This window comes from Streptomyces sp. SCL15-4, assembly GCF_033366695.1.
Taxonomy (GTDB): Bacteria; Actinomycetota; Actinomycetes; order Streptomycetales; family Streptomycetaceae; genus Streptomyces.
Genome location: NZ_JAOBTQ010000001.1, coordinates 3606428 through 3620776, shown reverse-complemented (window position 1 = coordinate 3620776; position 14349 = coordinate 3606428). Strand labels below are relative to the sequence as shown.

18 protein-coding genes and 3 tRNA genes are annotated in these 14349 nt (G+C 71.7%); 16 read left to right on the top strand and 5 right to left on the bottom strand.

Annotated elements, in window-relative coordinates:
- The first annotated feature begins 138 nt into the window (after positions 1–138).
- Both SCK26_RS15645 and SCK26_RS15640 read left to right on the top strand, forming a co-directional pair.
- Positions 139–363, top strand: coding sequence for a hypothetical protein (locus SCK26_RS15645; protein ID WP_030601381.1), 225 nt, complete (start codon positions 139–141; stop codon positions 361–363).
- 103 nt (positions 364–466) lie between these two features.
- Complete coding sequence (locus tag SCK26_RS15640) at positions 467–679, top strand: hypothetical protein (protein WP_318201918.1); 213 nt, start codon at positions 467–469, stop codon at positions 677–679.
- A gap of 22 nt (positions 680–701) precedes the next feature.
- Here the strand turns inward: SCK26_RS15640 and SCK26_RS15635 are convergent, their stop codons facing one another.
- Positions 702–1358 carry an SDR family oxidoreductase gene (locus SCK26_RS15635; RefSeq protein ID WP_318201917.1) on the bottom strand — a complete coding sequence of 219 codons (657 nt, stop codon included), beginning with the start codon at positions 1356–1358 and terminating at the stop codon, positions 702–704.
- Between the two features lie 137 nt (positions 1359–1495).
- Positions 1496–2761, bottom strand: a complete 1266-nt coding sequence (locus SCK26_RS15630) for an amidohydrolase family protein (RefSeq protein WP_318201916.1) — start codon at positions 2759–2761, stop codon at positions 1496–1498.
- Positions 2762–3012: 251 nt separating this feature from the next.
- On the opposite strand from SCK26_RS15630, the gene SCK26_RS15625 reads away from it, so the two are divergent.
- The 6 genes from SCK26_RS15625 (at position 3013) to SCK26_RS15600 (ending at position 5694) form a co-directional block, all read left to right on the top strand.
- Positions 3013–3085, top strand: a tRNA-Thr gene (locus SCK26_RS15625).
- Between the two features lie 46 nt (positions 3086–3131).
- Positions 3132–3204, top strand: a tRNA-Met gene (locus SCK26_RS15620).
- A gap of 90 nt (positions 3205–3294) precedes the next feature.
- On the top strand, positions 3295–3459 hold the full coding sequence (gene rpmG, locus SCK26_RS15615) for a 50S ribosomal protein L33 (RefSeq protein WP_003948671.1): 165 nt from the start codon (positions 3295–3297) through the stop codon (positions 3457–3459).
- A gap of 159 nt (positions 3460–3618) precedes the next feature.
- A complete protein-coding gene (locus SCK26_RS15610) occupies positions 3619–4071 on the top strand; it encodes a MaoC family dehydratase N-terminal domain-containing protein (protein WP_318201915.1) in 453 nt (150 codons plus the stop codon).
- Between the two features lie 7 nt (positions 4072–4078).
- Positions 4079–4507 carry a MaoC family dehydratase gene (locus SCK26_RS15605; RefSeq protein ID WP_318201914.1) on the top strand — a complete coding sequence of 143 codons (429 nt, stop codon included), beginning with the start codon at positions 4079–4081 and terminating at the stop codon, positions 4505–4507.
- Positions 4508–4638: 131 nt separating this feature from the next.
- Positions 4639–5694: a UDP-N-acetylmuramate dehydrogenase gene (locus SCK26_RS15600; protein WP_318201913.1), complete on the top strand. Its 1056-nt coding sequence runs from the start codon at positions 4639–4641 to the stop codon at positions 5692–5694.
- 30 nt (positions 5695–5724) lie between these two features.
- Here the strand turns inward: SCK26_RS15600 and SCK26_RS15595 are convergent, their stop codons facing one another.
- Positions 5725–6357: an NAD(P)-dependent oxidoreductase gene (locus SCK26_RS15595; RefSeq protein WP_318201912.1), complete on the bottom strand. Its 633-nt coding sequence runs from the start codon at positions 6355–6357 to the stop codon at positions 5725–5727.
- 115 nt (positions 6358–6472) lie between these two features.
- Here SCK26_RS15595 and SCK26_RS15590 point away from each other — a divergent pair, with 115 nt between their 5' ends.
- Positions 6473–7093 carry a helix-turn-helix domain-containing protein gene (locus SCK26_RS15590; protein ID WP_318201911.1) on the top strand — a complete coding sequence of 207 codons (621 nt, stop codon included), beginning with the start codon at positions 6473–6475 and terminating at the stop codon, positions 7091–7093.
- A gap of 1 nt (position 7094) precedes the next feature.
- On the opposite strand, the gene SCK26_RS15585 is transcribed toward SCK26_RS15590, so the two are convergent.
- Positions 7095–8135, bottom strand: coding sequence for an adenosine deaminase (locus tag SCK26_RS15585; RefSeq protein WP_318201910.1), 1041 nt, complete (start codon positions 8133–8135; stop codon positions 7095–7097).
- 127 nt (positions 8136–8262) lie between these two features.
- A complete protein-coding gene (locus SCK26_RS15580) occupies positions 8263–9489 on the bottom strand; it encodes a pyridoxal phosphate-dependent aminotransferase (RefSeq protein ID WP_318201909.1) in 1227 nt (408 codons plus the stop codon).
- 261 nt (positions 9490–9750) lie between these two features.
- Here SCK26_RS15580 and SCK26_RS15575 point away from each other — a divergent pair.
- The 7 genes from SCK26_RS15575 (at position 9751) to SCK26_RS15545 (ending at position 14124) form a co-directional block, all read left to right on the top strand.
- Positions 9751–9823: transfer RNA gene (locus SCK26_RS15575), tRNA-Trp, on the top strand.
- 106 nt (positions 9824–9929) lie between these two features.
- A complete protein-coding gene (secE, locus tag SCK26_RS15570; RefSeq protein WP_318201908.1) occupies positions 9930–10214 on the top strand; it encodes a preprotein translocase subunit SecE in 285 nt (94 codons plus the stop codon).
- Between the two features lie 80 nt (positions 10215–10294).
- Positions 10295–11152 (top strand): transcription termination/antitermination protein NusG, encoded by an 858-nt coding sequence (gene nusG / locus SCK26_RS15565; RefSeq protein WP_318201907.1) that lies wholly within the window; start codon positions 10295–10297, stop codon positions 11150–11152.
- 26 nt (positions 11153–11178) lie between these two features.
- Positions 11179–11628, top strand: a complete 450-nt coding sequence (locus SCK26_RS15560) for a hypothetical protein (RefSeq protein WP_318201906.1) — start codon at positions 11179–11181, stop codon at positions 11626–11628.
- 130 nt (positions 11629–11758) lie between these two features.
- Positions 11759–12193 carry a 50S ribosomal protein L11 gene (gene rplK, locus SCK26_RS15555; RefSeq protein WP_318201905.1) on the top strand — a complete coding sequence of 145 codons (435 nt, stop codon included), beginning with the start codon at positions 11759–11761 and terminating at the stop codon, positions 12191–12193.
- Positions 12194–12302: 109 nt separating this feature from the next.
- A complete protein-coding gene (rplA, locus tag SCK26_RS15550) occupies positions 12303–13028 on the top strand; it encodes a 50S ribosomal protein L1 (protein WP_318201904.1) in 726 nt (241 codons plus the stop codon).
- A 166-nt stretch (positions 13029–13194) separates the two neighbouring features.
- Entirely contained in the window at positions 13195–14124 is a 930-nt protein-coding gene (locus SCK26_RS15545; RefSeq protein WP_318201903.1) for a hypothetical protein, read from the top strand.
- Positions 14125–14349 lie beyond the last annotated feature (225 nt).

Here is a 14349-nt window from a genome sequence, read left to right as displayed (position 1 = left end):
GTGCCCAGAAGAATGCGAATGAAAAGGGCAAAGATCCCGGAACGTCCCGCTGGGGGTGCCTGCCGCGGACGTCCCGCCGAAGCCGCCCGGACGACCGGTCCGGGTGCGTGTGCGGGCGGTCCGGACGATGCTGGAGCCATGGCCGGCAAACGCCCCATCATCGTGCACCTGCCGTCCCCGACCGGCGGTCGCCGGGTGCGGGTGGACGGCGAGATCCTCGGCCTCGCGCACAACGTGCGGGACCTGGTGGAGTTCCTGCGCCGGGCGGGGCTGGAGATGGAACCGGAAGAGGTCGCCGACTCGCCCCTGATCGACTGGCGCGGCGTCGGCCCCGACCGCTGGGAGGCGGAAACCCGAACCTGACCGCGCCCCGTGCCCGCCTACGGCCCGCATCCGCACGCGCCCCGGCGGCGCACGGAACACACGGCCGGTCGATTCCCGGCAGGCCGGCGGGCACACTGGCGGCATGTCCTCCCGACGCAGAACCTGTCCCGTGTGCCACCGCGACATCGCCGTCGTCGCGGGCCGCTTCGCGCGGCACGATCCGCCCGGGGCGCGCGCGAACGGCGAACTCGTCTCCTGCGCCGGGTCGCGGCAGCACGCGCAAATCGGCGCGGCACAACCGTCGTTGGACGGCTACGTCCTGCCGGACCTCCCCGGGCAGTTGCCCCTGTTCTGACCCCCGCGCGCGAGGTGCGCCCTCAGTTCCCCGCGACCGACTTGACCGCGACCGACACCGGTGTCGAACCGCTGATCAGCTCCAGCGTGAGACCGGCCGTCGCGGGGGTGTCGACCAGCTCCGCGAGGGCGGCGGCGACGTCGTCCCGGGGGACCGAGCCACGTCCCGTGTGCGCCTCCATCCGGACCAGGCCGGTGCCCGGCTCGTCCGTCAGCGCGCCCGGCCGCAGAATCGTCCAGTCCAGGGCCTCCTGACGGGTGACGTACGCGTCGGCCTCGCCCTTGGCGCGCAGGTACGCGTCGAAGACCTCGTCCCCCTGGTGCGCGGGGTCCGCGCCCATCGAGGACACCACCAGGAAGCGGCGCACGCGCGCGCGTACGGCCGCGTCCGCGAACAGCACCGCGGCGCCCCTGTCCACCGTGTCCTTGCGGGCCGCGCCGCTGCCCGGGCCCGCACCGGCCGCGAAGACCGCCGCGTCCGCGCCCTGGAGATGCGCCGCGACCTCCTCCAGCAGGGCCGACTCCAGGTCGAGCAGGACCGGTTCGGCGCCGGCCGCCCGCAGGTCGTCACCCTGTTCGGGCGTGCGGATGATGCCCGCCACCTCGTCACCGCGCGCGGAGAGCAGGCGCTCCAGGCGCAGCGCGATCTGACCATGACCACCAGCGATGACAATGCGCATGATTCCGACCGTACGCCCGAAGGGCCGCATCCGCCGCACGAGTTAACCGGCGCGCCACGATCCCGCGCCACGAGCCGCGCGCCGCGCCTGCGAGCCCCGCCGACGAGCGCGGTCACGCGCCGGCGCACCCGCCCGGCTCACGACAACTCCCCGCGCCCCTGCCGCGGCAGCCCGAGTTCCGCCGTAGCCGCCGAGTGGCAGTACTCGCGTACCGCGCTCGTGCGGGCCACCACCCGGCCCCGGTGCACCACGATCCTGCTGTAGGCCAGGGACAGCGCGCCGGCCAGACGGTCGCCGCGTACGGCCAGCAGCTCGGCCGGGAAGCCCGCCTCCACCCGCACCTCCGGCAGCCCCAGCGCCGCCCGCGCCGAGGCGGACACCGCGTCGTAGGCATCCTCCGGACGCAGGCCGTGGACGGAGGCGAGGAGGTAGGCCGCCTCCAACGGGTCGCCGCGGCCGACGGGGTTGGAGACGTCGCGCAGGGCGCCGCTCCCGGCCGCCACCCGTACCCCGGCCGCGCGCAGCAGCCGCACCGGCGCCGTGCCCCGCCGGTCGGCGCCGCCGCAGCCGCCCTGGGGCAGGCACACCACCGTCACGCCGGCCGCCGCGAGTTGGTCCGCGGTGCGCGAGGCGAGCCGGGCGGGCAGGCGCGCGAGACCGGCGCACGGCCCGATCGTCACGCCGGGGCGCAGGCCGCCGGCCATGGCCGCGAGCCGGGAGAGCCGGGCCGGGTCGGCGGCGTCGGTGTGCAGGTCCACCGGGCAGCCGTGCTCGGAGGCCACCTCCAGGACGGCCTCGACGTAGCCGATGGGGTCCGGGTCCAGGTCCGGGCAGCCGCCCACCACGGAGGCGCCCATCTTCACCGCGTCCCGCAGTACGGCCAGCCCGTCGGCCCCGGCCGCCCCGGTCAGCAGCCGCGGCATCGCCACCGTCGTCAGCTCCGCCAGCCCGCGCAGCGACCGCCGGGCCCGCAGCACCGCGCCGAGCGCGCCGAGCCCCCGGACGTCGCCCACGCGCACATGCGCGCGCACCGCCGTCGCGCCGAGCCCGAGGTGCAGCAGGGCCGCCTCCGTCGCCCGGCGCTGGACGTCCTCCGGGGCGTACGACACCGGCCCGGGATGTTCGGCGGAGAGCGCGGTGTCCCCGTGGACGTGCGGTTCGGTCGGGGCCGGCAGCAGCAGATAGCCGCTCAGGTCCACCCGGGTGACGCCCGCGCGGGCCGGACCCGGCGTGAGACTGCCGGCCGTGCCCACCGCCTCGATGCGGCCCCCGCCCAGCCGCACGTCCACGGCCCGGCCGTCGGTGAGCCGGGCCCCGCACAGCAGGAGGGCGGCCGGTCCCGACGACCCGGAGGAACCCGGCGGGTCCGGCGGCGGTTGCGGTTGCGGCTGGCTGTCGGGCATCGCGCTCCAGGGTCGGGCAGGGCTCGGGCGGGCCGGCGTGACGGGTGCGGGGCGCGTGGTCGCCCCAAGATCGCGCAGGGCGGGTCGAGCCTAGGGTCGCCGGGCGCGCGGATCCCGTAGGAGCGCAATAGTCGTACCGGCGTGGCCCGGGGCTCGGGAGGCCGCCGAGCGGGCCGTGAGCAAGGCTGCGGCGGGCGGCGGGATACGGATTTGGGTGAACGGCTGCGGACCGTGTAATGTCTTCATCGCTCGCCCCAATAGCTCAGTCGGCAGAGCGTCTCCATGGTAAGGAGAAGGTCAACGGTTCGATTCCGTTTTGGGGCTCTGGTGTGAGAGGTTCCCGCCGCAAGGCGGGGGCTGATCTCATCAAAGCGGTGTAGCTCAGTCGGTAGAGCAAGCGGCTCATAATCGCTGTGTCACCGGTTCAAGTCCGGTCACCGCTACTGACAGTAGCCGATTGTGGGGTCGGTCCTTCGATCGGCTACTCTTTCTTGCGTTGAACCAGTCCATCCGTTCGTCTTAGGAGCACTCACGTGGCTGCCACCGACGTCCGCCCGAAGATCACGCTGGCCTGCGTGGAGTGCAAGGAGCGGAACTACATCACCAAGAAGAACCGGCGTAACAACCCGGATCGTCTGGAGATGAAGAAGCACTGCCCGCGTTGCAATGCGCACACCGCGCACCGCGAAACGCGATAAATCAGGCTCGTTCGTGAGGCCGTCCCCTTCCGAGGGGGCGGCCTCACGGCGTTTTCCCGGCCCGGCCGCACCGCGCGCCCCATCCGGCCCCTTGGGATTCCCCGGCCGGTTTCCGGCTAATTTGGGGCCCTCACAGCAAAGATCAGGAGGTGCCGGGCCATGGCGCTCGACCAGTCCTTCGTGGGACGGACCTACCCGCCCACCGCGCCCTATGAGGTGGGCCGGGAGAAGATCCGCGAGTTCGCCGAGGCGGTGGGCGAGACCAACCCGGTGTACACGGACCCCGAGGCCGCCAAGGAATTCGGTCACCCCGATGTGATCGCCCCGCCGACCTTCGTGTTCTCCATCACTTTCCGGGCCGCCGGACAGGTCGTCGAGGACCCGCAGCTCGGCCTGGACTACAGCCGCGTGGTGCACGGCGACCAGAAGTTCGCCTACGCCCGCCCGGTCCGCGCCGGCGACCGGCTCACGGTCACCTCCACCATCGAGGCGATCAAGTCCCTGGCCGGCAACGACATCCTGGACATCCGCGGCGAGGTCCACGACGAGACCGGCGAGCTCGTCGTGACCGCCTGGACCAAGCTCGTGGCCCGCGCGGCCGAGGAGGCGTGAGGATCCGATGACGGCGAAGATCGCGTACGACGACGTGGAGGTCGGCACCGAGCTGCCGGCGCAGAGCTTTCCCGTGACGCGCGCCACGCTGGTGCGCTACGCCGGTGCCTCCGGCGACTTCAACCCGATCCACTGGAACGAGAAGTTCGCCAAGGAGGTGGGCCTGCCGGACGTCATCGCGCACGGCATGTTCACCATGGCCGAGGCGATCCGCGTGGTCACCGACTGGACCGGCGACCCGGGCGCGGTCGTGGAGTACGGCGTCCGCTTCACCCGGCCGGTCGTCGTCCCGAACGACGACCGGGGCGCGCTGATCGAGGTCAGCGGCAAAGTCGCGGCCAAGCTGGACGACCACACCGTGCGGGTGGACCTGACGGCCATGAGCGGCGGCCAGAAGGTGCTGGGCATGTCCCGGGCGGTCGTGCGACTGGCCTGACGGCCCGGGTGCCGGTGTAAGGGGCGTCCTCCCTTGCGGAGCGCCCCTTACGCGTCCCTCCTCGGCCCTTTGCTTACCGTCACGGCCGAACCCCGCCCGGCCCCGCCGGCCACGTCTCGTACGCTTGGCCCGTGCAGGTACTCCACGACGCCCCCCTTGCCCCGCTGACCACCTTCCGGCTGGGCGGTCCCGCGACCCGGCTGGTGACGGCCGGCACCGACGCGGAGGTCGTCGCCGCGGTGCGTGAGGCCGACGACAGCGGCACGCCGCTGCTGGTCATCGGCGGCGGGTCGAACCTGGTCATCGGCGACAAGGGCTTCGACGGCACCGCGCTGCGCATCGCCACGCGCGGGGTCGAACTGCGCGGCAGCACGCTGGAGCTGGCGGCCGGCGAGGTGTGGAGCGACGCCGTCGCCCGCACCGTGGAGGCCGGGCTCGCCGGGATCGAGTGCCTGGCCGGCATCCCCGGCTCCGCGGGCGCCACGCCGATCCAGAACGTGGGCGCCTACGGCCAGGAGGTCTCCTCGACGATCACCGAGGTCGTCGCGTACGACCGCCGGGCCGGCGAGACCGTCATCCTCACGAACGAGGAGTGCGCCTTCTCGTACCGCCACAGCCGCTTCAAGGCCGACCCCGACCGCTATGTCGTGCTCCGGGTCCGTTTCGCGCTGGAGGACGCGGACGGGCTGTCGGCGCCGCTGAAGTACGCCGAGACCGCCCGCGCGCTCGGCGTGGCGACCGGCGACCGGGTGCCACTGGCCGACGCCCGCGAGACCGTGCTGAAGCTGCGCGCCGGGAAGGGCATGGTGCTGGACCCCGAGGACCACGACACCTGGTCCGCCGGGTCCTTCTTCACCAACCCGATCCTCACCGCCGAGCAGTTCGCCGCCTTCCACGCGCGCGTGCGCGAGCGGCTGGGCGACGGCGTCGAACCGCCCGCCTACCCGGCGGGGGAGGGCCGTACGAAGACGTCCGCGGCCTGGCTGATCGACAAGGCGGGCTTCACCAAGGGCTACGGCACCGGTCCCGCCCGCATCTCCACCAAGCACACCCTCGCCCTGACCAACCGGGGCGAGGCCACCACGGAGGACCTGCTCGCCCTGGCCCGCGAGGTGGTCGCCGGCGTCCGCGCGGCCTTCGGCGTCACCCTCGTCAACGAGCCGGTGACCGTGGGCGTGAGCCTGTAACGACCGTCCCGCGGCGGTGGCGCACCCGGCTCAGTACGCCACCCCCACCCCCTGCCGCACGGTCTCCTTGGCGTCGATCATCGACAGCATCGCGTGCGCGACGTCCGCGCGCGCGAGGAAGCGGCCGTGGGCCGGGTTGCCGCCGACGACCGTGCGGTAGCGGCCGGTGAGCGGCTTGTCCTGGAGCCGCGGCGGCCGTACGCACGTCCAGTCGGTGTCGCTGCGGGCCAGGTCGGCCTCCATCTCGCGCAGGTCGGCGTAGACGTCCTTGAGGATCACCGAGATGACGCTCCGCACCGCGCGGTCCACGGCGCCGTCGCCCTTGGGGGCCGGGCCGACCGGGCTGGCGCTGACCACCAGCAGCCGGCGCACCCCCTCCGCCTCCATGGCGCTCACGATCGTCCGGGTCAGCCGCGCGGTCACGCCGCCGGCCTTGCGGCCGCGCGGCCCCAGGCCGGACAGGACGGCGTACCGGCCGCGGACGGCGGCGCGCAGCTCCTCCGGGTCGGCCAGGCCGCTGCGGACGACCTCCAGACGGTCCCCGGACACCCGGAGCCGGGCGGGGTCGCGGACGACCGCCGTGACCTCGTGACCGGCGTCCAGGGCCTGGCGGACCAGCTCCCGGCCCGTTCCCCCGGTGGCGCCGAAAACAGTGAGCTTCATGGTGACCTTCCTCGTTCCCCGGCTGCCTGTCAGGCAGTGGGTGAGTGTTCACTCACCCATGTGCCTCCTAGAGTGGGTAAGCACTCACCCACCCGTCAAGGCCGATAGGAGCCCCATGGAGCCCGTGGAGACGAAACCGGCGCGTGTGCGCATCCTCGACGCCGCCCACGAGCTGATGCTCACCATCGGGCTCGCCCGCGCCACCACCAAGGAGATCGCCCGCGCGGCCGGCTGCTCCGAAGCAGCCCTCTACAAGTACTTCGACAGCAAGGAAGAGCTGTTCGTACGGGTCCTCACCGAGCGTCTGCCCCGGCTCACCCCGCTGCTCGACAGCCTCGCCGCCGCACCCGGACGGGCCACTCTGGAGGAGAACCTCACCGCGATCGCCCGCCAGGCCGCGCTCTTCTACGAGCAGAGCTTCCCGATCGCCGCCTCCCTGTACGCCGAGACACAGCTCAAACGGCGCCACGACGACACGCTGCGCACCCTCGGCTCCGGCCCGCACATGCCCATCCAGGGCCTGGACGCCTACCTGCGCGCCGAACAGGCCGCCGGCCGGGTCCGCGCCGACGCCGACACCTACGCCGCCGCCTCACTGCTCCTGGGCGCCTGCGCCCAGCGTGCCTTCGCCTACGACGCCACCGAGACCGGACGGCGGCCACCGGTCGACGAGTTCGCCGCCCGGCTCGCCCGGACCCTGCTCGGCGGCATCCGGGCCGACGAGCCCGCCGGGTGACTCAGGCCGCCGGGCGGGCCAGCCACTCGTCCACCCGGGCCAGCAGCCGCGCCTTGACGTCCTCCGGCGCGGCCGAGCCGCGCACCGACTGCCGCGCCAGCTCCGCGAGCTCGGCGTCCGTGAAGCCGTGGGCGTGCCGCGCGATCTCGTACTGGGCGGCCAGCCGGGAGCCGAACAGCAGCGGGTCGTCCGCGCCGAGCGCCATCGGCACGCCCGCCTCGAAGAGGGTGCGCAACGGGACGTCCCGCGACTTCTCGTACACGCCGAGCGCCACGTTCGAGGCCGGGCACACCTCGCAGGTCACGCCCCGGTCGGCCAGCCGCTTCAGCAGCCGCGGGTCCTCGGCGGCCCGCACCCCGTGCCCGAGCCGCGTGGCGTGCAGGTCGTCCAGGCAGTCCCGGACCGACGTCGCGCCGGCCAGCTCCCCGCCGTGCGGGACCGACAGCAGACCGCCCTCGCGCGCGATGTGGAAGGCCCGGTCGAAGTCCCGCGCCATGCCCCGCCGCTCGTCGTTGGAGAGCCCGAAGCCGACCACGCCCCGGTCCGCGTAGCGCACCGCCAGCCGGGCCAGCGTGCGCGCGTCCAGCGGGTGCTTCATCCGGTTCGCGGCGACCACCACGCGCATGCCGAGGCCGGTCTCCCGGGACGTGGTGTCGACCGCGTCCAGGATGATCTCCAGCGCCGGGATCAGGCCGCCGAGCCGGGGCGCGTACGACGTCGGGTCCACCTGGATCTCCAGCCAGCCGGAGCCGTCCTTCAGGTCCTCCTCCGCGGCCTCGCGCACCAGGCGCCGGATGTCCTCCGGCGCGCGCAGGCAGGAACGGGCGGCGTCGTACAGCCGCTGGAAACGGAACCAGCCCCGCTCGTCCGTGGCGCGCAGCTGCGGCGGCTCCCCGCTGACGAGGGCGTCCCTCAGCGTGTCGGGCAGCCGTACGCCGTACTTGTCGGCCAGCTCCAGGACGGTCCCTGGTCGCATCGATCCGGTGAAGTGCAGGTGCAGATGGGCTTTCGGCAGCTCAGAGAGATCACGTACACGCTCCATTCCCAGATCCTGCCGTACATCACCGCTTTCCCGGTAGCCGTTTCCCCATAGGTGCGCTTGCTCGTACACGCGAACGGGCCGCCTCCCCGCAGGGAGACGGCCCGCACGCGCGCGTGGCGGCCGGGAACTAGTCCCGCGCCTCCGCCAGCAGCTTCTGGATGCGGCTGACGCCCTCGGCGAGGTCCTCGTCGCCGAGCGCGTACGACAGCCGCAGGTAGCCCGGCGTGCCGAACGCCTCGCCCGGGACGACCGCGACCTCGGCCTCCTCCAGGATCAGCGCGGCCAGCTCGACGGTGTCCTGCGGACGCCTGCCGCGGATCTCCTTGCCGAGCAGCGCCTTGACCGACGGGTAGGCGTAGAACGCGCCCTCGGGCTCCGGGCAGACCACGCCGTCGATCTCGTTGAGCATCCGCACGATGGTCTTGCGGCGCCGGTCGAAGGCCTCGCGCATCTTCGCCACGGCCTCCAGGCCGCCGGAGACGGCGGCCAGGGCGGCCGCCTGGGCCACGTTGGAGACGTTGGAGGTGGCGTGCGACTGGAGGTTCGTCGCGGCCTTGACGACGTCCTTCGGGCCGATGACCCAGCCCACGCGCCAGCCGGTCATGGCGTACGTCTTCGCCACGCCGTTGACCACGACGCACTTGTCGCGCAGCTCGGGCAGGAGCGCCGGCAGGGACACCGCGGCGGCGTCGCCGTAGACGAGGTGTTCGTAGATCTCGTCGGTGAGCACCCAGAGGCCGTGCTCGACGGCCCAGCGGCCGATCGCCTCGGTCTCGGCCTCCGAGTACACCGCGCCGGTCGGGTTGGACGGGGAGACGAACAGGACGACCTTCGTCCGCTCCGTGCGCGCCGCCTCCAGCTGCTCCACCGAGACGCGGTAACCGGTGGTCTCGTCCGCGACGACCTCCACCGGGACACCGCCGGCCAGACGGATCGACTCCGGGTACGTCGTCCAGTACGGCGCCGGGACGATGACCTCGTCGCCCGGGTCGAGGATCGCGGCGAAGGCCTCGTAGATGGCCTGCTTGCCGCCGTTGGTGACCAGGATCTGCGAGACGTCGGGCTCCCAGCCGGAGTCGCGCAGCGTCTTGGCGGCGATCGCGGCCTTCAGCTCGGGCAGGCCGCCGGCCGGGGTGTAGCGGTGGTACTTGGGGTTCTTGCAGGCCTCGACGGCCGCCTCGACGATGTAGTCCGGGGTCGGGAAGTCGGGCTCACCGGCGCCGAAGCCGATCACCGGACGCCCGGCGGCCTTCAGGGCCTTGGCCTTGGCGTCCACGGCGAGGGTGGCGGACTCGGAGATCGCGCCGACTCGGGCGGAGACCCGGCGCTCGGTGGGAGGGGTTGCAGCGCTCATGCCGCCCATCGTTCCAGACCGGAAATACCCCCGGCACACGGGTTTCACAGACTGAACGGCCACCGGCCAAAGGGTGAACACGGGTCCGAATCCGGCCTCCGGCCTGGACGATCTTCGTCTCCATGCCTTCGACGGGCCCTTTCTGTTCGACGCCGGGCCCCGGAACACGTACACTCTCACCTCGTTGGCCTCTCGACGGCCGTCGCCGAGCCGGTGCACATCGGGCACCCGGGCGGATGCGGTACGTTGGGGGACACACAAAGGGTCGTAGCTCAATTGGTAGAGCACCGGTCTCCAAAACCGGCGGTTGGGGGTTCAAGTCCCTCCGGCCCTGCTACACACACCGCCAGGATGTGTGCGCATGTACGTACAGCAATGCACCGCCGTGCGGCTCAGAAACCGGGCGCGGCACGGCCACGACCCGGGATCAGGTGAGGATCATGACGGACGCCGTGGGCTCCATCGACACGCCTGACGCCCAGGACGAGGTGCCGGAGTCGAAGAAGGCCCGCAAGGGCGGAAAGCGTGCCAAGAAGGGCCCGCTCAAGCGCCTCGCCACCTTCTACCGCCAGATCGTCGCGGAACTCCGCAAGGTCGTCTGGCCGTCGCGCAACCAGCTGACGTCGTACACCACCGTGGTGATCTTCTTCGTCGTCATCATGATCGCTTTGGTGACCGTGATTGACTATGGGCTCGACCACGCGGCCAAGTACGTCTTCGGCTGAGCCAAAAGCGAAGGGCGCCGTGGTACCGGCGCCCCTTTTCGCATGTTCCACCCCTATGTATCCAGGAAGAAGCAGCCATCGTGTCTGACCCGAACCTGAACGACGACGCCACAGACCCCCGCGGGCTGGCTGCCGAGACGGTGGACGACGAGCTCGACATCGTCGAGGGCGCGGACGACCAGGACGAGTTCGAGGCTGCCGAGGCCGAGGCGGGGGAGCCGGCCGAGGAGGCCGCCGTCGACGCCGAGGACGAGGACGAAGAGCCCGCCGAGGAGGCCGAGGCCGACGCCGAGGCCGTCGAGGCCGAGCCGGCCGCTCCGGTCGACCCGGTCGAGGCCCTGCGCGAGGAACTGCGCACCCTGCCCGGCGAGTGGTACGTCATCCACACCTACGCCGGTTACGAGAACCGCGTGAAGACCAACCTGGAGCAGCGCGCCGTCTCGCTGAACGTCGAGGACTACATCTTCCAGGCCGAGGTGCCGCAGGAAGAGGTCGTCCAGATCAAGAACGGCGACCGCAAGACGATCAAGCAGAACAAGCTGCCGGGTTACGTCCTGGTCCGCATGGACCTGACCAACGAGTCCTGGGGCGTCGTCCGCAACACCCCGGGCGTCACCGGCTTCGTCGGCAACGCCTACGACCCCTACCCGCTGACCCTGGACGAGATCGTCAAGATGCTCGCCCCGGAGGCCGAGGAGAAGGCCGCCCGGGAGGCCGCCGAGGCCGAGGGCAAGCCCGCTCCGCAGCGCAAGGTCGAGGTCCAGGTCCTGGACTTCGAGGTCGGCGACTCGGTCACCGTCACCGACGGCCCGTTCGCCACGCTCCAGGCGACCATCAACGAGATCAACCCCGACTCCAAGAAGGTCAAGGGCCTGGTCGAGATCTTCGGCCGCGAGACCCCGGTCGAGCTGTCCTTCGACCAGATCCAGAAGAACTGAGCACACGCTCCGGAAGCGCCCCGCCGGTGACCACCGGCCCGGGGCGCTTCCGTCGTGTCCGGCCCGCCGTCGTCACCGTGGCGGTACTGGCGCCGCTCGTCCTGTCGTACGCGCTCTGCCTCCCGGCGGCCTGGCAGCGCACCGGGCTGCGCGGCGCCGAGCCGGTCGCGGCCACCTTCCACGACGGGCCCTGCCTCCTCGGCGGCTGCGCGGTGACCTACTCCGTCGCGGGCGAGCGGGTGACGGCCGGTCTGCCGGTCGGCACGCGCGCGGGAGGCCACACCGAGGGCGACACCGTGTCGGTGCGCACCGCGCCCGGCGAGCCGGGCCGGGCGGCGCTCGTCGGCGACACCGGGCGTGGCGCCGTGGCCGCGCTGCTCGCGCTGCCCGTGGGCGCGACCCTGTTCGCGCTGCTCGCCGCGGCCGCGCACGTGCTGCGCGACCGGCGTCCCGAGGGTCCCGCGCAGGCCGTCTGACCTGGAGGATTTCTTGTCCCGAGGGGACAGCGGCTATCGTTGTGCGGTATGCCATCTGCGGGATCGTGCAAGGCATGGATCCGGATGACGCAGACGGCCATCAACCTCTCAGTAAGGACCCGGAGAGAGCATGCCTCCCAAGAAGAAGAAGGTCACGGGGCTTATCAAGCTCCAGATCCAGGCCGGCGCCGCCAACCCGGCTCCGCCGGTCGGCCCGGCGCTGGGCCAGCACGGCGTCAACATCATGGAGTTCTGCAAGGCCTACAACGCCGCGACCGAGTCGCAGCGTGGTTGGGTCATCCCGGTGGAGATCACGGTCTACGAGGACCGTTCCTTCACCTTCATCACCAAGACGCCGCCGGCCGCGAAGATGATCCTCAAGGCCGCGGGTGTCGAGAAGGGCTCGGGCGAGCCGCACAAGACCAAGGTCGCCAAGATCACCGAGGCGCAGGTCCGCGAGATCGCCCAGACCAAGATGGCCGACCTGAACGCGAACGACCTGGACGCCGCGGCGAAGATCATCGCCGGTACCGCGCGTTCCATGGGCGTCACGGTCGAGGGCTGAACCCCACCTTCGTAGCAGTCATGCGGCTGCCTGCACGTCGCGGCCGCACGTGGCAGGGCCTGCTCGGCCCAAGGACCACGACTCCTTTCAGAACACACAGGAGCAAGTTGTGAGCAAGCGCAGCAAGGCTCTCCGCGCTGCGGACGCCAAGGTCGACCGGGAGAAGCTCTACGCCCCGCTCGAAGCCGTCCGTCTCGCCAAGGAGACCTCCACGACCAAGTTCGACGCCACCGTCGAGGTCGCCTTCCGTCTGGGTGTCGACCCGCGCAAGGCCGACCAGATGGTCCGTGGCACCGTGAACCTTCCGCACGGCACCGGTAAGACCGCCCGGGTCCTGGTCTTCGCGACCGGCGACCGTGCCGAGGCCGCGCGTGCCGCGGGCGCCGACATCGTCGGTGCCGACGAGCTGATCGACGAGGTCGCGAAGGGCCGTCTGGACTTCGACGCCGTCGTCGCCACCCCGGACCTCATGGGCAAGGTCGGCCGCCTCGGCCGCGTCCTCGGCCCGCGTGGTCTGATGCCGAACCCGAAGACCGGCACCGTCACCCCCGACGTGACCAAGGCCGTCACGGACATCAAGGGCGGCAAGATCGAGTTCCGCGTCGACAAGCACTCGAACCTGCACTTCATCATCGGCAAGGCGTCCTTCGACGACGACAAGCTGGTGGAGAACTACGGCGCCGCGCTGGAGGAGATCCTCCGTCTGAAGCCGTCCGCCGCCAAGGGTCGCTACATCAAGAAGGCCGCCATCACCACCACGATGGGCCCCGGCGTTCCGGTCGACCCGAACCGCACCCGCAACCTCCTCGTCGAGGAGGACCCGGCCGCCGTCTGAGCCCCGGCTCAGCGCGGTAGCCGCGTCACGGACGCGTAGAACGAAAGGGCGGGCCCTGGAACCTCTCCGGTTCCGGGCCCGTCCTTTCTGTGTACGACCTTTCGTACGACTGTCAGTGGCCTGGGTTACGGTGCAGGCACAGGACACGCAATAGGGGTGGGAGCAGATGAAGAGCACGACCGTGCGCCGGGTGACCCTTTCGATCGCGGTGGTGGCCGCGCTGACCGGAGTGGCCGCCTGCGGCTCCTCCGACTCCGGCAAGGACGACAAGGACGGCAAGGCGGCCGGCAAGGGCCCGGTGCACCTCAGCCCCATCGCCGCGCTGCGTTCCGTGGAGAAGTCCACCGACCAGGCCGACTCGGCGAAGGTGCGCTCCACGACGTCCGTCGGCGACCTCATGTCGATGTCCGCGAACGGCGCCCTCACCTGGGAGGACGGCCTCAAGGGCACCATGACCATCACCTACACCGGTGGTCAGATGGCCGAGCTGATGAAGAAGGCCGGCACCCAGTCGATGGAGGCCCGGTACCTGTCGGACGCCTACTACGCGCACATGAGCGACGCCTACGCCCAGCAGGCGGGCGGCGGCAAGCACTGGATCAAGTACTCGTACGACGACCTCGCCAAGATAGGCGGCGCGTCCGGCTCGTACATGAAGGACCAGATCCAGAACGCCACCCCGAACCAGTCCGTGAAGCTGCTGCTGGCCTCCGGTGACGTGAAGAAGGTCGGCGAGGAGAAGGTCTCCGGCGTCCAGACCACGCACTACTCCGGCAAGGTCAACGTCGCCGACCTCGCCGACAAGACCAGCAACCTCGACGCCGACCAGATGGCGGCGCTGAAGAAGCAGCTCAGCCAGGCGGGCGTCACCACGGAGACCATCGACATCTGGGTCGACGGCAAGGACCTGCTGATCAAGAAGACCGAGAAGGCGGACACCGCCAACGGCGCGATGACCAGCACGGCGTACTACTCGGACTACGGCGTGAAGGTCGCCGCCGAGGCACCGCCGGCCGGCGACACCAAGGACTTCGCCGACATGATGAAGTCCGGCGGCATGGCCACCGGCGGCACGGGCACGGGCACGGCCTCCTGACCCGACGCATCACCTTGTGCCCCCCGCACGCCGCACGGCCCGGCACGGCGTGCGCGGTCGGAAGGCACCGGCGGGGCCTGTCGAGGCCCCGCCCCGCCCCGTCGTCGGCCCCAGCCGAGGCGCGGGCGCCCGTCTCCGCGGCTTCACCGGCGCACGGCAGGCGACCGCGGGAGCCTTTGCGCCGGCTCCGGCCCCGCCGCGGAGGACCAGAAGCCCCGTTCGGCC

Bases quoted from the DNA above. Each gene is read 5' to 3' on its own strand.
- SCK26_RS15645 (WP_030601381.1), top strand. From the start codon at position 139: ATGGCCGGCAAACGCCCCATCATCGTGCACCTGCCGTCCCCGACCGGC.
- SCK26_RS15585 (WP_318201910.1), bottom strand. From the start codon at position 8,135: ATGGAGCGTGTACGTGATCTCTCTGAGCTGCCGAAAGCCCATCTGCAC.
- SCK26_RS15610 (WP_318201915.1), top strand. From the start codon at position 3,619: ATGGCGCTCGACCAGTCCTTCGTGGGACGGACCTACCCGCCCACCGCG.
- SCK26_RS15595 (WP_318201912.1), bottom strand. From the start codon at position 6,357: ATGAAGCTCACTGTTTTCGGCGCCACCGGGGGAACGGGCCGGGAGCTG.
- SCK26_RS15635 (WP_318201917.1), bottom strand. From the start codon at position 1,358: ATGCGCATTGTCATCGCTGGTGGTCATGGTCAGATCGCGCTGCGCCTG.
- SCK26_RS15580 (WP_318201909.1), bottom strand. From the start codon at position 9,489: ATGAGCGCTGCAACCCCTCCCACCGAGCGCCGGGTCTCCGCCCGAGTC.
- SCK26_RS15545 (WP_318201903.1), top strand. From the start codon at position 13,195: ATGAAGAGCACGACCGTGCGCCGGGTGACCCTTTCGATCGCGGTGGTG.
- SCK26_RS15605 (WP_318201914.1), top strand. From the start codon at position 4,079: ATGACGGCGAAGATCGCGTACGACGACGTGGAGGTCGGCACCGAGCTG.
- SCK26_RS15640 (WP_318201918.1), top strand. From the start codon at position 467: ATGTCCTCCCGACGCAGAACCTGTCCCGTGTGCCACCGCGACATCGCC.
- SCK26_RS15630 (WP_318201916.1), bottom strand. From the start codon at position 2,761: ATGCCCGACAGCCAGCCGCAACCGCAACCGCCGCCGGACCCGCCGGGT.
- secE (WP_318201908.1), top strand. From the start codon at position 9,930: ATGACGGACGCCGTGGGCTCCATCGACACGCCTGACGCCCAGGACGAG.
- rplK (WP_318201905.1), top strand. From the start codon at position 11,759: ATGCCTCCCAAGAAGAAGAAGGTCACGGGGCTTATCAAGCTCCAGATC.
- SCK26_RS15590 (WP_318201911.1), top strand. From the start codon at position 6,473: ATGGAGCCCGTGGAGACGAAACCGGCGCGTGTGCGCATCCTCGACGCC.